Source organism: Ochrobactrum sp. MYb379, assembly GCF_037479515.1.
GTDB lineage: Bacteria > Pseudomonadota > Alphaproteobacteria > Rhizobiales > Rhizobiaceae > Brucella.
The window spans coordinates 252,570-270,706 of the sequence record NZ_JBBGYW010000002.1 but is presented as its reverse complement, the minus strand read 5'-3'; the positions used below and the strand labels follow the sequence as shown (position 1 = coordinate 270,706).

Below are 18,137 nucleotides of genomic sequence, written 5' to 3'. Positions count from 1 at the left end.
AAAGACTACTCACCGCGACTACTGCCTGAATGCTATAATGCTCTCACACAAGCTTTTGCGCAATAAGACTATTGGTGCCAGTCCCCGTAATTTTTACACGGATGATCTCACCGACCTGATCGTCATTATCATCAATGATGGCTGGCAAGAGCCATGGCGAACGACCAACCATCTGGCGCTCGAAACGGCCCTTCTTTTCCAGAAGCACATCCATTTCACGACCGACCAGCGAATTCAGAAATGCTGTTTGCTGTTCGGCCAAAAGCGCTTGCAAGCGTTGCAACCGCTCATCCTTGACCGCTTCTTCCACATGATCAGGAAGATCAGAACCCGGCGTTCCTGGACGCGGCGAATATTTGAACGAATAGGCCTGCGCATAATTTACATCGCGCACCAGCTGCATTGTATCTTCAAAGTCCTGATCGGTTTCACCGGGAAAACCGACAATGAAGTCACCCGACAGCGCCATATCAGGGCGCACTTCACGAATACGCTCGACAAGACGGACATATTCGTCAGCCTTATGACGGCGGTTCATCGCTTTGAGTATGCGGTCCGAACCCGACTGAACCGGCAGATGCAGATAAGGCATCAACTGGCGCAGATCGCGATGCGCTGCAATCAGCGTATCGTCCATATCGCGCGGATGGCTGGTCGTGTAACGTAAATGCGCTACACCGGGAATGCGTGCAAGGCGGAACAGAAGTTCGCCAAGGCCCCATTCGCGACCATCATCGCCCGCGCCATGCCATGCATTAACGTTTTGACCCAAAAGCGTGAGTTCACGCACGCCGCTCTCGGCAAGGCGTTCGGCTTCGGCAACAATCTGTGCAACGCTGCGCGAGACTTCCGAGCCGCGTGTGTAAGGGACTACGCAGAAGGTGCAGAACTTGTCGCAACCTTCCTGAACCGTGAGAAACGCCGAAACGCCGCGCTTACGGGTTTCTTCGCGCTTTGGCGCAGGCAGATGAGCAAATTTATCTTCGATAGCATATTCGGTTTCGACAACCTTTTCGCCACCACGGACACGCGCCAGCGCGTTGGGCAGACGATGATAGGTCTGTGGCCCGATCACCAGATCGACGTTGGGCGCACGGCGCAGAATTTCCTGACCTTCGGCCTGTGCAACGCAACCGGCAACGCCAATGGTCAGTTCTTTGCCATTCGGTCCGCGCTTATCCGTCATTTTTCGCAGACGACCCAGCGCTGAATAAAGCTTCTCGGATGCTTTTTCACGAATATGGCAGGTGTTGAGCAAAACCAGATCAGCATCGTCCGGCGTGTCCGTCGTGACATAACCTTCTTGCGCAAGGCTATCGGCCATGCGCTGGCTGTCATAGACATTCATCTGGCACCCATAAGTCTTCACGAAGACCTTACGCGTGTTGCTGCCATCTGATGTTTTTTGAATATCGGTCATGTTTTCGCTCATGGCCGCTATCTAGCGTTTTTATCACCGCTTTAAAAGGCGACAAACTTACGCTCTTATGCCAAGGCGCTAAGATGCTTACGCATCACGCCTTGAAGAAGTTCAATCGCCACTCGGGCTTAACCCAATTCCATTCAGTTTCACTCGATGGAATTGGGTATCAATCCTCAGCAATTTCGCGACCATGCAATGATGACTGCAAAAGCGCCCTCACCCGGCTTTCCATGCTGCGCGCCAAAGCCTTACGGTCCGTCTCGGCAGTCACAACAATCGGCTCGCCAAAGCGTATTTCAACGTCGATAGCGCCTTCTTTCAAGATACCCTTGAGATGGGGCATCAGCTGAACATCACCGGGCCATGATGCAATCGGGCGGTGATAACGACCCATCGCCATTCCATGCATGCCAGTATAGGCAATAGCCACCGGCTGAACGATCACTTCCGGAATGCCTGCTTCGCGGATTGCAGCATGTGCCGCCCCAAAAAGTGCGGTCTTAAACGGCAAAACACGATTACCGTCCGAAGTCGTCCCCTCTGGAAACAGAACCATCGCGTCACCATCAGCCAGACGTCTTGCAATGTCAGAGGTTTGTTCGCCCGTTTTGCCGCGCCGTTCGCGTTCAACAAAGACCGTGCGCTGCAACACAGCAAAAAAGCCAAAGACCGGCCAGCTTTTTACTTCCGATTTTGCAATGAACGAAACCTGCCCCGCCGCCGACAAAACGACAATATCGCTCCATGACGTGTGATTGGCGACCAGCAAAAGCGGCCTACCTTCCGGGATCTCACCAACAATCGTAATGCGGAAACCGAACAGGCGGGCGATGATACGATGAAAGAAATTCGGCAGGCGGCGCTTCCAAGTGTTTTTGAGTTTCAAAAACACATATTGAAACGGAATCAGCGACAGGCTGAGAGCCACCATCGCCGCAACGACCAAAATGATGCGGATGGCACCGATCATTGTGGCCTCACCAAATCGCGCCTTAGGATGAACGCTGATGAGCGCCCATTTTCTGTTTCGTAATAAGCCGGTCGATCACCGACCTTGTTGAAACCAATCCGGCGATAGAGAGCCATTGCCGCAACATTGTTTTCATCGACTTCGAGAAACAGCGTTTCCGCCCGTTCCTGATACAGATAGCGCAGCACCGCATCCATCAGCGAGCGACCAACGCCTTGCTTGCGCACCTCATCGGAAACTGCAATCGTCAAAATTTCCGCCTCACCTGCAACCAGCCGGGCCAGCACGAAGCCGTATGCCTTGCCCGGTTTACCTTCAGGCCGCGCAACGAAGCCAAAAACATTGTCTTGCGCAATCAGCGAGCGGAAATCATCGGAGCTCCAGCTGTGATGAAAAGCCAGCGCATGAACACGGTGAATTTCTCCGCAGTCCTTAGCGCTAAGCGGCTCGACCGAAACAGACTTGCGGCCAAAGCGGGGGAGCGAAAAGCCCAGCATCTTATTCTCCGTCCGCCTTACGCGGCAGCGCAAAACCAGTCTGCGGCTTCACATCAGGTCCGCGCATATAGAGCGGCTTCGGCGCTTCGCCCGGCTCGCGCAATGCTGCAAGCTTTGCATAAGTGCCGATCCGTGCGGTCGGCTCAACGCGTGCAGTGCTGAATGTTCCTGCCAAAACTTCATTCAGCGCATTTGCGGCAGAGCCAGCCAGCACCGTCTCTGAGGATTGCTGCTGGATAAGCGCCAGCGCTTCATCACGCGGCAGCACCATTGGGCCAGTTGTCGCCTTGGAATCCGCATCAAAGCTCTGCGCATAGATTTCACCGCGATGCGCTTCAAGCAACACCAGAACCGGCTTTCCCGGATGGCTGATCGCTACTTCCGATGCAAGCGCATCAAAAGCACTGATGCCGATTGCAGGGCGCTCAAGCGCCAGCGCAAAACCACGCGCTGCCGACACGCCAATCCGTACGCCGGTAAAAGAACCCGGGCCAACATTGACGGCCACGCAATCAAGATCAGTCATGGCAATTCCGGATTGCGTCATTACCCGCCCGATATAGTCCATCAGGACTTCGGCATGACCTTTTCCGATGTCCTCGCTGACTTCAGCAAGAACCGTATCGGTGCCAGAATCATAGATTGCGGCAGCACACCAGGAAGAAGCGGTATCAAGGGCAAGTATCTTCATAAGCCATCGGGTAAATCAGAATTCGTTATGCCACAAGCAAAACACATGAATTGGACCAAATTTAACAGCACTTTTGGGAACAAAATGCCGTGTGGAGCGTTTAAATATCGGATGCGGGACGGAATATAATAACGCTATCCAAACCGGCCTTACATTGAGATCCGGCGGGGACGGTTTCAGAAAGCAAATCTGCTTTCGCTCAGTGATGTCCCAATCACTGTGACATGAGTCGGATCGTGCAAAGGATATGAGGATCAAATGTCCAAGAAGTCGATGCATACAACCCGCAACGATCTTCCCTCCAATACCAAGACAACGATGATCGCGCTGCTCAACGAAAACCTGGCTGCGACCATTGATCTTGCTCTTATCACCAAGCAGGCGCACTGGAACCTTAAGGGTCCGCAGTTTATCGCCGTGCATGAATTGCTTGATACATTCCGTGCCGACCTCGACGATCATGTGGACACGATTGCAGAACGCGCTGTGCAGCTTGGCGGCACTGCCTATGGCACCACGCAGGTTGTCGCCAAAGACTCCAAGCTTAAAGCCTATCCGACTGATATTTATGCCGTGCACGACCATCTGGCAGCATTGATCGAGCGCTATGGCGATGTGGCCAACTTAGTGCGTCAGTCGATCAGGGATGCAGACGAAGCTGGTGACGACACGACCGCAGATATTTTCACAGCCGCCTCGCGCAGCCTCGACAAGTCGCTGTGGTTTCTGGAAGCACACGTTCAGGAAAAGAACTGATTTTGGTACGCTGATAATACGAATAAGGCCGGGAAATTCCCGGCCTTTTGTTTATCAGTTCGTCCACTCACCGCCGCGCATGACAGGCTCGCGGCTGCCATCGGCATTCACACCATCCACATCGATCTTGTCTGAACCGATCATCCAGTCGATGTGGATCAGGCTCGAATTGCCGCCCTGCGCTTTGATCTGTTCCGGCGTAAGCTTCGCGCCATCGATAAAGCATTTCGAATAGCACTGACCGAGCGCGATGTGGCTTGCTGCATTTTCATCGAACAGCGTGTTATAAAAAAGAAGCCCGCTCTGCGAAATAGGGGAGGAATGCGGAACGAGTGCCACTTCGCCCAGACGGCGTGCGCCTTCATCCGTATCCAACACTTTGTTGAGCACTTCTTCGCCACGACTTGCCTTGGCTTCAACAATGCGACCGCCTTCAAAACGCACAGAGATATTGTCGATCAATGTGCCCTGATGCGACAGCGGCTTGGTGCTCGACACATGACCATCGACGCGTAGCGCATGCGGCGTGGTAAACACTTCTTCGGTCGGGATATTCGGGTTGCAGGTGATGCCGTTTTTCGCCGTGGATGCACCGCCATGCCATTCGTGACCATCGGCAAGACCAACCGTCAGATCGGTGCCCGGTCCCTTAAAATTCAGCGCGCTGTAAGCCTTGCCGTTGAGCAAACGCGTGCGGGTGCGCAATGCCGCATTGTGCGCGGCCCACGCACCGACAGGATCATCAACATCAACGCGGGAGGCTGCGAAAATCGCATCAGCAAGCTTGCGGGTTGCAACGTCTTGCGCATCATCCGGGAACATCAGCTTCGCCCATTCCGGGTTCGGATAGGAAATGATGTTCCAGTTGATGTCGAAGCCTGCGATCTTTTCAAGCGCTGGCTGATAGGCCTTGGAATTGGCACGGTTGGCGCGCGAAACCTTAGATGCATCCTGCGAAGACAAGAGCAGCGGATTATCAGCTGCTATCGCGAGACGCGCTGCACCGTTGGCATAGGCCTTTGCCATGCCTTCATAAAGCCAGTCGGCTGCACGATCAAAACTCTCGTCCGATGCATTTTCATAACGTGCCAGCGCAATCGCATCATCGGAGAAGAAGGGCGTTACAATGCCTGCACCCGCCTTATAGGCGTGTTTTGCAATCAAGCGCACCAGCGGCAGCGCAACAACCGGGGCTGTGATGACAAGATCTTGCCCTTCGCGCAATTGCAGCCCGACTCGTACGGCGACTTCGGCCAGACGTTCGAGTTTTACCGGGTCGATGACGGGAGCGTTAATGTCATGTGCCATAGGGCTGCGAACCTTGTGTTTGATAGAATCAGCGGCAGTGTATCAGAAGGCATAATTTCACCACTCTTTTTACTGCTATTGCACTATATTGATCATGCGGTCGAATTTTTTTATTCAATGAGAGCAACGGCTATGAAGAAAAGCGTGCTTATAATCCTCGGTGTTGCAGGGCTGCTTGCAGGCTGTCAAACTATGACACCTGAACAGCGCCGCGCGGCAGATGAACAGACCTGCCGCGGCTATGGTTTCAAACAGAAATCGGATGCTTTTGCGAATTGTCTGATGCGGCTTGATCTCGACCGCCGCGCGGATCGACGCGAATGGCAAAATAGAGCTGATTTCTACGACAGGCCGATGGTGATTTATCAGCCCGTTCCGGTGGCGGTGCCAGTAAAATAAAAAAAAGCGCCCTTTGGGGCGCTTTTTTAATTCTGTGATCAGCTCAACTTCAGAGCGGTGATTGCGGACGATCCTGCGCGAGAAGCATCGCACCAATTGCATCAACATGCTTCTTATCGGCGGTATATGCCAGAGATGCGTTCTGCTCCGTTGGTGCGGTTTCATCGAAAGTCGGCTGATAGCTTGCAACCTGCGTCAGAACCGGCTTTTCAGCAGGCGTAACAGGCAAGGTCGCCAAACGATCACCACGCGCTTGTGGACCAACACCACCGTTCTGCTGCGTCTCTGCCGTCTTTGAAGCGTCAGCAAGCGCAACCTGAACAGTCGGCTGAACTTCAGGAACAGTTCCATCCTGCTGCGTGGTCACGTTATAAAACGGCCCTTCAGGCATGGAAGGCGATTGTGGCGATGACGCATAAGCAAGGTTGTAAGGCGTTTGCGGAACCGGGTTCTGCAATTCGCCGTCACGACCACGCTTTTCGTAGAAGGAGTTTCCACCTGCAACCAGCACATAATGCATATTGTTGTAAGGGAATTTGAGCCCTGCAGTATGGAAGAACATCGAGTTCTTCAAAGATGGATGACGCTTGCCTTTAAGAACTGCATCAGCAGCTGCTTGAACATCTGGCAAAGCGTTGGAATTCATCTTGCGGGTCAAAACGCCCGGTGCAAACTGGTTTTTCTGCCCAACCACACCACAAATTGTATCGGGGTAGCTGCCCGATGCGAGGCGGTTCATCACCACAGTACCGACAGCCATCAAACCATCAGGGCTTGAACGGTTTGATTCAAAAAACATCGCGCGCTGGAGGCATTCGCGATCTCTCGCGGTGTAAGTGAAAGTCTTCACGCCATTGACCGACTTAACGTGGCTTACAGCCGCTGTCTTTTCGGTCTTGGTCTTGCTCGTACCACCAGTTGTCGTGCAGCCCGTCACCAGAAAAGGTGCCACGAGCAAACCGAGAATAACCGGCAGTTTCCATTTACGAGCGCGCGTCAACGGCTCAATCTCTTAATTAGGCGCATCATTACGACCCTTAACTGATCCAGTCTGCTTCCGCTTTTAAAGCGCCACCAAGGCGCTGCAAAATCAGGCTGGCGTTCAAGCCAAATCGAACGAAAATTAAAATTCAAACGTTCTGCTAATCTTCTTAGAGTGCAAGAATTAAGAATTTTTCGGCAAAAACAAGGCAAAAAATCATATTTCAAATTCACAGCCATATTGAAACCGAGAGACTCAACACGTCGAATCTTTGGCCAATAACCTGAGCTAAGCCGTTCTAAATTATTAACAAATCGTTAACGCAACCACTTAAATCTTATAAGGTATTGATTACACGCGATTCAATTGCAATGCAGCGCGCACCATAGAGCTGCCTTAATTCATGACTGCTGTAAAATCCTGCTAAGACATAGAAATTGGCGCTGAAATAATCAGAACATGCGTCTCTCACGAGCATCATGTCCAGTTTCAGTCAAATCTTTGAAATGAACTGTAACATCGTGTGATACGAGCCGATATGGAACGGATTTTCATCAACAACACGAATCGGAATTTGGAAATTTGCAACAAAAATGGCCCGATGCCTTTTGAGCAACGGGCCATTCTTAACGCGTGAAATGAACTCTGATGACTAGCCGAAAGAATAGCCAGCACCGCGCACAGTGCGGATCGGATCGAGCATGCGCCCCAAATTGATCGCCTTGCGCAGGCGTCCGACATGCACGTCGACCGTGCGATCATCGACGTAGATATCCGGTCCCCATACGCCATCAAGCAACTGGCTACGCGAGAAAACGCGGCCCGGCGACATCATGAAATATTCAAGCAGGCGGAACTCTGTCGGTCCAAGACGAATTTCTTTTTCTTTGCGATAAACGCGGTGCTGCTGACGGTCGAGCACAAGTTCGCCGACTTTAAGCACATGCGACAGAACACTTGGATTGGCACGGCGCAGCATGGCTTTAACACGCGCAAGCAGTTCAGGGGTCGAGAACGGTTTGACCACATAATCGTCGGCACCAACGCTCAGGCCGCGAACACGTTCGCTTTCTTCGCCACGCGCAGTCAGCATAATTACCGGAAGACGTTCGGTTTCCGGCCACTGACGCAGACGGCGGCAAAGTTCAATGCCCGACACACCCGGTAGCATCCAGTCGAGAATGAGAAGATCCGGCACGTTTTCACGCAGTGCAATCTCGGCTTCATCGCCACGCAAGATCGTATCGACGTGATAGCCTTCGGCTTCAAGATTATAGCGCAACAACACACTCAGCGCTTCTTCGTCTTCAACCACAGCAATCTTAGGTGCCTGTGACATGCAGTGTTTCCTATTGAGTTAAGCGTGGCGGCACATGCAACTCCCCCGTTCAGCCGCGTGCCGCCGCGTTTTCTTACATATGCGAATAATTTGCGCCGCGATCATACGGCGCAAATCTCATCAGGATTTACGCGCCTCGTCCACGACAATACCGTGGCTCAGGTCTTCTTTCGGGCGTTCCGCAGGCATCTGCAGGCCGGTCACGATGTAATAGACGGTCTCAGCAATGTTGGTTGCGTGATCGCCAATGCGCTCGATATTCTTCGCGCAGAACAGAAGATGCGTGCAGGCTGAAATGTTGCGCGGATCTTCCATCATATAGGTGAGCAACTCGCGGAACAGCGAGGTGTACATCGAGTCAATTTCGTCATCACGGTCGCGAACGATATTGATCTGCTGCACCGAACGCGTTGCATAGGCGTCGAGCACGTCTTTCAACTGTGTCAGTGCCAGTTCAGCGAGGGTTTCGAGACCACGATAAAGCTTGCCCGGCTGGCGGGATTCTGAAACGGCTGCAACGCGCTTCGCGATGTTCTTGCCAAGATCGCCCACGCGTTCCAGATCAGCGGAAATGCGGATTGATCCGATGATTTCACGCAGATCAACAGCCATTGGCTGACGCTTTGCGATAATCATGACGGCCTTGTCGTCAATCTCGCGCTCGCTTGCATCGAGGATAAGATCGTCGGAGATGACGCGCTGTGCCAGTGCGTTATCGGCATTCACAATCGCTGCAACCGACTGCTCAACCATGCGCTCCGCATGACCGCCCATTTCGGCGATCTTGTGGGTCAGGAACTGAAGTTCTTCGTCGTATGCGCTAACAGTATGCTGGGACGCCATCATAGACCTCTCGATTAAAAACGCAGGAAGCGGAACCGCAATCGGCTCCTGCTTTTGCTGAAATATTGGTTAGCCAAAACGACCAGTGATATAGTCCTGCGTGCGCTTCTCGGTCGGTGCCGTGAACATCACATCGGTATCACCGACTTCCACCAGATTACCAAGGTGGAACATCGCTGTGCGCTGCGACACACGAGCAGCCTGCTGCATCGAGTGAGTCACGATGACGATGGTGTAGTTCTGACGCAACTCGTCGATCAGTTCCTCAACCTTTGCCGTTGCAATCGGATCGAGTGCCGAACAAGGCTCATCCATCAGGATCACTTCAGGACTGACGGCAATCGCGCGTGCAATGCACAGGCGCTGCTGCTGACCACCGGAAAGACCGGTGCCTGCATCGTGAAGACGATCTTTCACTTCTTCAAAAAGGCTGGCCTTCTTCAAGCTTGTGACAACGATTTCTTCAAGATCAGTCTTGTTACGTGCGAGGCCATGAATGCGCGGGCCATAAGCCACGTTTTCAAAGATCGTCTTCGGAAATGGGTTTGGCTTCTGGAACACCATGCCAACACGTGCACGCAGTTCAACAACGTCGATCTTTGGATCGTAGATGTCTTCATTATCGAGCGTGATGTTGCCAACGATGCGGCAGCCTTCAATCGTGTCGTTCATGCGGTTCAGCGAACGCAGGAAGGTCGACTTGCCACAGCCCGAAGGACCGATCAGCGCTGTCACCATCTTTTCCGGCACGTCGAGATCGACTTCAAACAAAGCCTGTTTTTCGCCATAGAACACGCAGACTTTGTCGCCACGCATTTTAATGGATGGAGCGTTGGCGTTCATTTTGTCTCCTACGGCTTTTTCGAGAGATCGTTCTGTCATAAGATTCATCATTTCTCTCCCGTTTACCAGCGGCGCTCAAAGCGGCGGCGCAGAATAATTGCTAAGATGTTCATGACGGCTAGGAACAGGAGCAGGACGATAATAGCGCCTGATGTCCGTTCCACAAAGGCACGTTCGGCTTCATTGGCCCACATAAAGATCTGCACTGGCAAAGCCGTTGCAGGGTCCATCGGGGTTGCAGGCATATTGGCAACGAAGGCCACCATACCAATCAGAAGCAGCGGTGCAGTTTCACCAAGCGCCTGCGCAAGGCCGATAATCGTTCCGGTCAGAATGCCCGGTGCTGCTAGCGGCAACACATGATGGAAAACCATCTGTGTTTTCGATGCACCAAGTCCCAGCGCTGCCGCACGGATCGACGGTGGAACTGCGCGAAGTGCCGAACGTGTCGCGATGATGATGGTCGGAAGCGTCATCAGCGTCAGAACCAAACCACCGACAAGCGAAGCTGAACGCGGCAGGTTGAAGAAGTTGATGAAGACAGCAAGACCAAGCAGACCAAACACAATCGACGGAACAGCAGCAAGATTGTTGATGTTGACTTCGATAATATCCGTGAGGCGGTTCTTCTTGGCATATTCTTCAAGATAGATCGAAGCGGCCACACCGATAGGCAGTGCGAGAACCAGCACGATCATCATCATGTAGAACGAACCGACCAGTGCAACACCGAGACCCGAAGTTTCAGGACGGCTGGAAGCGCCATTGGTGAACAAGCCCCAGTTGAAGGCCTCGCTCATGATGCCTTCATTGGTCAGTGTTTTGATCCACTCAAACTGGCGATCGGAAACCTTGCGGTTTGCTTCCGGGACTGCAAAATCGATCTGGCCCTTATAGGCAGAATCAATATCAGCAGCAGCGAGAACAGGAACCGTCTGCGTCGTACCAATCAGCGACGGATTATCCATCACCATCTGGCGAAGCTGAACACGCACACCATCCGAGAAGAAACGTCCAACTTCACGCATTTCTGCGCGATCCGTGGTTGCAACACCGAGCTTTTCAGCCAGAGCATTGCGCACCAGAAGCGGATAGTTGGCAGTGATCAGCACATTTGGATCGGTCGCAAGCTTGTTGCCCGGATCGATGACGCTCGCTTCAAGTTTGACTGGCAAATAGATCGTTGTCTGTCCGAAAGCCGTATAGCCTTTGGAGAAGACCGAGAACAAAAGTGCGCAAAGGAAGAACACACCGATCGCAATGGCAACGACGCCATAGAGACGGAAGCGACGTTCAGCAGCGTAGCGACGCTTGATCCCGATATCACGGCGCTCTGGCTTTGCCACAGCAGTGCCGGCATTCAATGTTGAATCGGTCATTATTCGTACTGCTCCCGGTACTTGCGAACGATGTAGAGCGCAAAGATGTTCATGATCAGCGTCAGGACGAAAAGCGTAAGACCCAGCGCAAAAGCAACAAGTGTCTGTGGCGAGTCAAATTCAAGATCGCCTGTCAGCTGACTGACGATTTTGACAGTAATCGTCGTCATCGCTTCAAACGGATTGGCAGAAAGACGAGCGGCAACACCGGCTGCAAGCACCACGATCATGGTTTCACCGATCGCACGGGAAGCTGTCATCAGAAGTGCGCCGACAATGCCCGGAAGTGCAGCTGGCAGAACAACACGCTTGATTGTTTCCGAACGCGTTGCGCCAAGGCCCAACGAGCCATCACGCAGCGATCCAGGAACCGCCGTGATAATGTCATCGGATAGCGACGACACAAACGGGATCAGCATCACGCCCATGACGAGACCGGCAGTCAGCACGCTCTGCGCCATGATGAAGCCCTGACCACCAGCGATTGCCATCGAGAGATCACGCAGGAACGGTCCAACCGTTATCAGTGCGAAGAAGCCGTAAACAATGGTCGGGATACCGGCCAGAAGTTCAAGCACCGGCTTAACGACGGTGCGTACGCGCGGCGACGCATATTCGGCCATGTAGATTGCCGAGAACAGGCCGACAGGCACCGCAAACAACATGGCGACAAACGCGATGTAGAGTGTACCGGCCAGAAGCGGGATCAGACCGAACTGACCAACTTCACCACCCGAACCGGCTGCAGCAAAGCGTGGGTCCCAAACGGTACCGAAAAAGAAGTCCATCGGAGCAATCGATTGGAAGAAGCTCACTGTCTGGAACAGAACAGAGAACACGATGCCGATGGTTGTGAGAATTGCGATGCCGGACGCAGCGATCAACCCCCAGAGAACGATGCGCTCAACATTGTTGCGAGCGCGTGTGCGGCGGCGAATGCCGGATAGTCCGAAAATCAGACCTGCAATCGCGATAACCAGCGCAATCGCGCTGCCAACGGTATGCGAAATCTTGCTGGCTTTATCGAGGAAGATTGCAACCGGGACCATATAGTCCTGACCTTCAGTCGCAAGTGCTACGCCCTTTGAGCCAAGAACATCACGCGCTTGCGTGTAAGTCTGCGGTAGGCTGTCGATCTCTGCAGGTGTGAGCTTTTGCAAGCCATCTGACAGACTGCGGATCATACCAAGCTGCAAGCTGCGCTCGGAATAAGTGCCATCTTCAACGGCCGCAGGCATACGCGCTGTCGCCGTATGATCGAGATAAACAGATGTGCCGACCGCCCAGACCGCGAGAAACAGAATTGCGGGCAATGCGGAAACGAGGAAAACCCACCAGCCATGATAAAGCGGGCGGGAATGCATTTTCTCTGCGCTGACGCCGTTGGTTACAGGCTGCGCTTTGTCAATTGCAACGGCGCGCTGTCGGCCTATGAAGAATCCGATCAGTCCGATTGCAACGACACTGACGAGAACCAGAAAGAAGGACATTCAATTTCCCCGGTTGCCCCAAAAAATGCGGAAGCAGCGTGTTGACGCAAAATATGCAGCCGAACCACTTCCACGCGAATGCGCCTGTCATACTGAAAAGGCGCTAAAGAGAAAGAACGTGAGGACCAATGATCCCCACGTTCCACAGTTCAAAGCTTACTTAACAGCCAGAACCTTGCCTTCGGTGAACGAAGTGCGCTGTGCTTCACGTTCTGCATCTGGTGCAGGAACCAGACCGTATTCAGCAAGCGGAGCGTCTGGGCCAACCATCTGTTCCGACAGGAAGAAGTCTACATATTCCTTGAGGCCTGGAATGACGCCAAGGTGAGCCTTCTTCACGTAGAAGAACAGTGGGCGCGAAACTGGATATTCGCCCGAAGCAACGGTTTCTGCCGATGGCGTTACGCCGTTAACAGTTGCAACCTTGAGCTTGTCAGCATTGTTTTCGAAGAAGTAGAGGCCGAAAACGCCAACGCCCTGCTTGTTCGAGTCGATGCGAGCCAGCGTTTCGCTGTAATCGCCGTCGATGTCGACAGCCTTGCCGTCTTTACGAACAGCGATACACGCAGCAGCCGAAGCCTTGTCGTCGAGGCCGGTCTTCTTGATTTCAGCAAGAGCGCCCGATTCCTTACAACCATCAGCCATAAGCTTTTCTTCGAAAACTTCACGGGTGCCGTGCTTTTCGCCAGGGATGTAAGCAGCAATGTCCCAATCTGGCAGGTCGGCATTGACCTGATTCCACTTAGTGTTTGGATTGTCTACGAGCTTGCCGTCAACAATAACCTTAGCGGCAAGTGCCTTGTAAAGGTCAACTGGAGCGAGCTTCCAATCCGGACCCTTTGCATCGGTTGCGAAGACGATGCCGTCATAACCGAAACGAACTTCCTGAACGTCCTTAACGCCAGCGTCGATGCAGGACTTGAGTTCTGTGTCCTTCATAGCGCGCGATGCGTTTGCGATGTCGATGGTGTTTTCGCCAACGCCCTTACAGAATTCTTTAATGCCTGCGCCCGAACCGCCCGATTCGATAACCGGTGTTTTGAAGTTCGGATAGGTTTCGCCAAAAGTTTCGGCAACGATCTTAGCGTAAGGCAGAACGGTCGAGGAACCGGAAACCTGAATCTGTTCGCGTGCGTTTGCAGCTGAAACCGACAATACTGCTGCTATTGCAAGCGCTGCGGTCGAGGAAATCATCTTGTTCATGAGTACCAGTCCCTGTTGTAAAAGACACATGACGTGAAAGCGTCAGCAGCCATCTACGCGCTCTATATAACAGTCATATGACAGTAGTGTTACAGCTCTGTGTCATTACATGATGCAGGCAGTTTTGTGCGCTCACATGCAAAATGCCTAATATTATGAATCACTCAGCATGCATCACTCACTGGGACGCGTGAGAACATATATGGCCGAGCCAGCCATAAAAATTGTAACACTGATAGCCAGCAAAGGTCCTGGCTGGGCTCCCCACCAGAACATACCATAGCCGAAAGTCATGCCGAGACAGGCATAGAGTTTGGCTCTTGGAGGAATGGCTCCGCGCTCACGCCATTTGATAATCATCGGACCAAAGCGTGGATCGGCAAGTAGACGCGCTTCAAACTTCGGCGAGGAGCGGGCGAAGAACCATGCAGCGAGAATAATAAAGATCGTCGTTGGCATGACCGGCAGAATGGCGCCGATGATACCCAGCGCTACCATAAGAAAGCCAAGGCACAGATAAAGAATGCGCTTTCCCGCCGAGATTGGCGGTAGCGGCGTTTCCGTATCGTCCTTTTGCGTATCGTCCTGCATGATAATCCATTCTGAAGATGGGCGCTTATAGCAGGATTCTGGCTTTAGCGTGCAGAGGGCGCGTGGACAAAACTACGTCATCACGCGGGATTTCAACAAAAGTTACAGAAAAGACTCCAAACTTTACCGACCAAGAAACACGAATAAGTTGTATTTTGACCAAAAAAGGCCGGATTTTGTCATCTTGTGAGTCCGGGGTAAACACTAGCGATACAAATAAAGATTGTATTGTCCCGGCTAAACAATCGCCCGCCCGTAAGCAGCTCTTCTTGAGAACCACGCTTAAAAACATGGATCGGCGCGGTCCTGCGTTGAATCCCAGTGAATCTTAAATAGATTCTTAGAAACAATGCGATTCAATTCAAAATATTCCTGATTTTTTCTTGGAAGTTTAAATAAACAACGCAGAGTATAGGATGATATTCCGCTTAAATAAGCGATTCAATCATCTCATTATACTCTCAATAACATCACGTCGTCGCCACATTTAGATTCCAATTGGCACCGGTCTTTACCAGTCATGACTGTGAAGGCTCTTCGAAACGACTATTGGAATCACGATGAACTTCAAAATCCGTATGGCTATGCTCGCCGTTGCGACAACCGGTCTGTTCTCGATCACCGCAATGGAAGCTCAGGCCGCGCGCTGTGGTGGTGCTTCATGGTATGCACTCACGTCCCGCACGGCATCGGGCGAACGCATGAACCCTGCGGGCTTAACAGCCGCCCATAAGACACTGCCTCTTGGCAGCAAGGTTAAAGTCACCAACCAGCGCAATGGCAAGTCGCTTGTCGTGCGCATCAATGATCGCGGACCGTTCATCAAGGGACGTGTGCTTGATCTTTCCAAGGGTGCTGCGCAGCGCCTCGGCTTTATCAGTGCCGGCCACACAAATGTGTGCTTCACGCCGCTCTGAACCAGTAACGAATAGCATGTTTTGAAACCGCTATGGGCTTCCATGGCGGTTTTTTGCGCGCCTATATACACGCATAAGGTGTGTTAATATAGAAATACCCGTGTTAACCATTAATTAAGAAGTAGGGCGCTCTAGCGGCAGATCGAATTGACTCAGGCCACATTTCATACTTTAACTTTTCGTTAATAAATGCCCTGTGCGGGCTGTGAAAAGGGCGTTGAGTATGTTGTGTGTAGTTCGCTCAGGCATGAAGATTATCGCTGCTGCAAGCATCGGCATTGCTGCTCTCGTTGTGAGCTTCAGTGCACAGGCTGGAACCGGCGCTTATATGCAGACCGGCAAACTCACCTCACAGCCAATTGGCCACTACGAATTCTGCAAGCGTGAAGCTGCTGAATGCAACATCGTAAGCCGTGATACACGCGCCCTCTCGCTCAACAACAACAACTGGCAGCTCATTCAGACCGTCAATCTTTCGGCCAATGAACGTATCAAGCCGATGACCGACATGGAAATCTACGGCGTTGAGGAATATTGGGCTTACCCAACCACTGTTGGCGATTGTGAAGATTATGTTCTTCTTAAGCAGCGCGAACTAGCCAAGGCTGGCATTCCAATGACCGACCTTCTGATCACCGTTGTTCGTAAGCCAGACGGTGAAGGCCATGCAGTTCTGACCGTTCGCACAGATCGCGGCGATTTCGTTCTCGACAATCTGACCGATGAAGTTCTGCGCTGGGACGAAACCGAATACACCTATCTTAAGCGTCAGGCTGCCAACAATACGGGCCGCTGGGTCACCATCGAAAGCCCGGACAACCTGCTGGTTGGCGCAGTTAAGTAAGTTCAGGCAGAGGCGATCAGCCTTTCCGCACCCATCCGATACGAAATCGCACCAGCCAGATGGATACGGCTGAGCTGATCAACACCATCGAGATCAGCGAGCGTGCGTGCAACTTTCAGAATACGATGATAAGCGCGCGCAGAAAAACGCATCTGCTCGCTGGCATCGCGCAGTAATTTGACGCCTGCCGCATCCGGCTTTGCCACATCTTCAATCAGATTTGCCGAGCAATGTGCATTGGTCATCGATGCATCAAGCCCAAGCGCCGTATAGCGTGCGCTTTATATTGCGCGCGCCCGCGCCACGCGCTTGGCAACACTTTCGCTGTGTTCAGACTGTGAAGGCTGAATGAGGTCCATCGCGGAAACCGCGGGCATATCAACGCGCAGATCAATACGATCCAGCAAAGGGCCGGAAATCCGCGCCTGATAATCACTCTGGCAGCGCGGGCCGCGCGCGCATGTGTGCCCCGGTTCTCCTGCCATGCCACAGCGGCATGGATTCATTGCAGCAATCAGCTGAAAGCGTGCCGGGTAGCTGGTGCGATGATTGACGCGAGCAATCATGCATTCGCCCGTTTCCAAAGGTTGCCGAAGCGAATCGAGCACCTGTGGCGAGAATTCGGGAAACTCATCGAGAAACAATACGCCATTATGTGCGAGCGACACCTCGCCCGGCCGTGCCCGCAGGCCACCACCGACCATTGCCGCCATAGAGGCAGAATGATGCGGCGCTCGAAACGGTCTGCGATCCGACAATTTTCCGCCAGACAGTTCGCCCGCGATTGATGCGATCATCGAAACATCGAGAAGTTCGCGTGGGCTGAGTTTTGGCAGGATTGACGGCAAACGCTGCGCCAGCATGGATTTGCCTGATCCGGGCGGTCCGACCAGCAACAGATTGTGATTGCCGGCTGCTGCAATCTCCAGCGCGCGTTTTGCTGTTTCCTGTCCTTTAATGTCAGCCAAGTCAGGCTGCACTTCACTTGAAACCCGCATAGACGGCTCTGGCGGCGTCAGAACCTGCGTGCCTTTGAAATGATTGGCCAGCGCGATTAGGCTGCGCGGCGCGAGAATATCAATGTCCGCGCCCGCCCATGCAGCCTCCGAGCCGCAGGCATAAGGGCATATCAGCCCCTTATCTTCACGGTTCGCACTGATTGCAGCAGGCAGGACACCCGCGACGGCAGTGATCGTGCCGTCGAGCGATAATTCACCAAGCACCATATAGGATTGAATTGCATCCGCCGGGATAGCGCCAATCGCAGCCATAAGCCCCACAGCAATCGGCAAATCGTAATGTGAGCCTTCTTTTGGCAAATCGGCTGGTGCCAGATTGATTGTCACACGCTTGGTCGGCATGGAAAGCCCGGAAGCATGTAGCGCTGCCTGCACCCGCTCCCGACTTTCGGCAACAGCCTTATCGGGCAGGCCGACAATCGACATGCCCATTTTACCCGGTGCCACCATCACCTGCACATCGACAGGCACCGCCTCTATGCCCTGAAAGGCAACCGTCCCCACCCGCGCTACCATATGCCCCCGCATAACACGCAGCACATCTCAAACGTGAGAAAATGCTTAAATACAACCATAGGATTTAAGCATTTTCATTGAGTTCAATCAAGTTGGGGTTCAATCAAGACAAAGGGCCGATCTGATT

17 protein-coding genes and 1 pseudogene are annotated in these 18,137 nt (G+C 52.8%); 4 read left to right on the top strand and 14 right to left on the bottom strand.

The window, feature by feature from the left end:
* Nucleotides 1-43 precede the first annotated feature (43 nt).
* The 4 genes from miaB to tsaB all read right to left on the bottom strand — a co-directional run bounded on the left by miaB (nt 44) and on the right by tsaB (nt 3,581).
* Nucleotides 44-1,432 (bottom strand): tRNA (N6-isopentenyl adenosine(37)-C2)-methylthiotransferase MiaB, encoded by a 1,389-nt coding sequence (gene miaB, locus WH356_RS05410; RefSeq protein WP_339509165.1) that lies wholly within the window; start codon nt 1,430-1,432, stop codon nt 44-46.
* Between the two features lie 157 nt (nt 1,433-1,589).
* Nucleotides 1,590-2,393 carry a lysophospholipid acyltransferase family protein gene (locus tag WH356_RS05405; protein WP_339509164.1) on the bottom strand — a complete coding sequence of 268 codons (804 nt, stop codon included), beginning with the start codon at nt 2,391-2,393 and terminating at the stop codon, nt 1,590-1,592.
* On the bottom strand, nt 2,390-2,890 hold the full coding sequence (gene rimI, locus WH356_RS05400) for a ribosomal protein S18-alanine N-acetyltransferase (protein ID WP_339509163.1): 501 nt from the start codon (nt 2,888-2,890) through the stop codon (nt 2,390-2,392). The genes WH356_RS05405 and rimI overlap by 4 nt, the downstream gene beginning before the upstream one ends.
* A gap of 1 nt (nt 2,891) precedes the next feature.
* Nucleotides 2,892-3,581: a tRNA (adenosine(37)-N6)-threonylcarbamoyltransferase complex dimerization subunit type 1 TsaB gene (tsaB, locus tag WH356_RS05395; protein WP_339509162.1), complete on the bottom strand. Its 690-nt coding sequence runs from the start codon at nt 3,579-3,581 to the stop codon at nt 2,892-2,894.
* A gap of 258 nt (nt 3,582-3,839) precedes the next feature.
* Between tsaB and dps the strand changes: the two genes are divergently transcribed.
* Nucleotides 3,840-4,337, top strand: a complete 498-nt coding sequence (dps, locus tag WH356_RS05390; RefSeq protein WP_339509161.1) for a DNA starvation/stationary phase protection protein Dps — start codon at nt 3,840-3,842, stop codon at nt 4,335-4,337.
* 54 nt (nt 4,338-4,391) lie between these two features.
* On the opposite strand, the gene WH356_RS05385 is transcribed toward dps, so the two are convergent.
* Nucleotides 4,392-5,645: an aminopeptidase gene (locus WH356_RS05385; protein ID WP_339509160.1), complete on the bottom strand. Its 1,254-nt coding sequence runs from the start codon at nt 5,643-5,645 to the stop codon at nt 4,392-4,394.
* 132 nt (nt 5,646-5,777) lie between these two features.
* Between WH356_RS05385 and WH356_RS05380 the strand changes: the two genes are divergently transcribed.
* A complete protein-coding gene (locus WH356_RS05380) occupies nt 5,778-6,044 on the top strand; it encodes a hypothetical protein (RefSeq protein ID WP_250039373.1) in 267 nt (88 codons plus the stop codon).
* Nucleotides 6,045-6,093: 49 nt separating this feature from the next.
* Here WH356_RS05380 and WH356_RS05375 read toward each other — a convergent pair whose 3' ends face one another.
* The 8 genes from WH356_RS05375 to WH356_RS05340 form a co-directional block, all read right to left on the bottom strand.
* The gene (locus WH356_RS05375) at nt 6,094-7,044 is read right to left on the bottom strand and encodes a cell wall hydrolase (protein WP_339509159.1); all 951 of its coding nucleotides are present in this window, start codon (nt 7,042-7,044) and stop codon (nt 6,094-6,096) included.
* 634 nt (nt 7,045-7,678) lie between these two features.
* Entirely contained in the window at nt 7,679-8,365 is a 687-nt protein-coding gene (gene phoB, locus WH356_RS05370) for a phosphate regulon transcriptional regulator PhoB (protein ID WP_339509158.1), read from the bottom strand.
* A gap of 120 nt (nt 8,366-8,485) precedes the next feature.
* The gene (phoU, locus tag WH356_RS05365) at nt 8,486-9,208 is read right to left on the bottom strand and encodes a phosphate signaling complex protein PhoU (protein ID WP_339509509.1); all 723 of its coding nucleotides are present in this window, start codon (nt 9,206-9,208) and stop codon (nt 8,486-8,488) included.
* Nucleotides 9,209-9,277: 69 nt separating this feature from the next.
* Complete coding sequence (gene pstB, locus WH356_RS05360) at nt 9,278-10,051, bottom strand: phosphate ABC transporter ATP-binding protein PstB (RefSeq protein ID WP_339509157.1); 774 nt, start codon at nt 10,049-10,051, stop codon at nt 9,278-9,280.
* Between the two features lie 62 nt (nt 10,052-10,113).
* On the bottom strand, nt 10,114-11,430 hold the full coding sequence (pstA, locus tag WH356_RS05355) for a phosphate ABC transporter permease PstA (protein WP_339509156.1): 1,317 nt from the start codon (nt 11,428-11,430) through the stop codon (nt 10,114-10,116).
* Complete coding sequence (gene pstC / locus WH356_RS05350) at nt 11,430-12,920, bottom strand: phosphate ABC transporter permease subunit PstC (RefSeq protein ID WP_339509155.1); 1,491 nt, start codon at nt 12,918-12,920, stop codon at nt 11,430-11,432. The genes pstA and pstC overlap by 1 nt, the downstream gene beginning before the upstream one ends.
* Nucleotides 12,921-13,076: 156 nt before the next feature.
* A complete protein-coding gene (locus WH356_RS05345) occupies nt 13,077-14,123 on the bottom strand; it encodes a PstS family phosphate ABC transporter substrate-binding protein (RefSeq protein ID WP_339509154.1) in 1,047 nt (348 codons plus the stop codon).
* A 174-nt stretch (nt 14,124-14,297) separates the two neighbouring features.
* Nucleotides 14,298-14,714, bottom strand: a complete 417-nt coding sequence (locus WH356_RS05340; RefSeq protein WP_339509153.1) for a YbaN family protein — start codon at nt 14,712-14,714, stop codon at nt 14,298-14,300.
* 560 nt (nt 14,715-15,274) lie between these two features.
* Between WH356_RS05340 and WH356_RS05335 the strand changes: the two genes are divergently transcribed.
* Together WH356_RS05335 and WH356_RS05330 are read left to right on the top strand one after the other, a co-directional pair.
* The gene (locus WH356_RS05335) at nt 15,275-15,631 is read left to right on the top strand and encodes a septal ring lytic transglycosylase RlpA family protein (protein WP_339509152.1); all 357 of its coding nucleotides are present in this window, start codon (nt 15,275-15,277) and stop codon (nt 15,629-15,631) included.
* A gap of 223 nt (nt 15,632-15,854) precedes the next feature.
* On the top strand, nt 15,855-16,475 hold the full coding sequence (locus tag WH356_RS05330; protein ID WP_250039380.1) for a transglutaminase-like cysteine peptidase: 621 nt from the start codon (nt 15,855-15,857) through the stop codon (nt 16,473-16,475).
* A 2-nt stretch (nt 16,476-16,477) separates the two neighbouring features.
* Here the strand turns inward: WH356_RS05330 and WH356_RS05325 are convergent.
* Nucleotides 16,478-18,010, bottom strand: a pseudogene (locus tag WH356_RS05325) (YifB family Mg chelatase-like AAA ATPase).
* Nucleotides 18,011-18,137: the final 127 nt, after the last annotated feature.

Coding starts and splice junctions, on each gene's coding strand:
- miaB (WP_339509165.1), bottom strand. CDS start 1,432: ATGAGCGAAAACATGACCGATATTCAAAAAACATCAGATGGCAGCAAC.
- WH356_RS05405 (WP_339509164.1), bottom strand. CDS start 2,393: ATGATCGGTGCCATCCGCATCATTTTGGTCGTTGCGGCGATGGTGGCT.
- rimI (WP_339509163.1), bottom strand. CDS start 2,890: ATGCTGGGCTTTTCGCTCCCCCGCTTTGGCCGCAAGTCTGTTTCGGTC.
- tsaB (WP_339509162.1), bottom strand. CDS start 3,581: ATGAAGATACTTGCCCTTGATACCGCTTCTTCCTGGTGTGCTGCCGCA.
- dps (WP_339509161.1), top strand. CDS start 3,840: ATGTCCAAGAAGTCGATGCATACAACCCGCAACGATCTTCCCTCCAAT.
- WH356_RS05385 (WP_339509160.1), bottom strand. CDS start 5,645: ATGGCACATGACATTAACGCTCCCGTCATCGACCCGGTAAAACTCGAA.
- WH356_RS05380 (WP_250039373.1), top strand. CDS start 5,778: ATGAAGAAAAGCGTGCTTATAATCCTCGGTGTTGCAGGGCTGCTTGCA.
- phoB (WP_339509158.1), bottom strand. CDS start 8,365: ATGTCACAGGCACCTAAGATTGCTGTGGTTGAAGACGAAGAAGCGCTG.
- phoU (WP_339509509.1), bottom strand. CDS start 9,208: ATGGCGTCCCAGCATACTGTTAGCGCATACGACGAAGAACTTCAGTTC.
- pstB (WP_339509157.1), bottom strand. CDS start 10,051: ATGAACGCCAACGCTCCATCCATTAAAATGCGTGGCGACAAAGTCTGC.
- pstA (WP_339509156.1), bottom strand. CDS start 11,430: ATGACCGATTCAACATTGAATGCCGGCACTGCTGTGGCAAAGCCAGAG.
- pstC (WP_339509155.1), bottom strand. CDS start 12,920: ATGTCCTTCTTTCTGGTTCTCGTCAGTGTCGTTGCAATCGGACTGATC.
- WH356_RS05345 (WP_339509154.1), bottom strand. CDS start 14,123: ATGAACAAGATGATTTCCTCGACCGCAGCGCTTGCAATAGCAGCAGTA.
- WH356_RS05340 (WP_339509153.1), bottom strand. CDS start 14,714: ATGCAGGACGATACGCAAAAGGACGATACGGAAACGCCGCTACCGCCA.
- WH356_RS05335 (WP_339509152.1), top strand. CDS start 15,275: ATGAACTTCAAAATCCGTATGGCTATGCTCGCCGTTGCGACAACCGGT.
- WH356_RS05330 (WP_250039380.1), top strand. CDS start 15,855: ATGTTGTGTGTAGTTCGCTCAGGCATGAAGATTATCGCTGCTGCAAGC.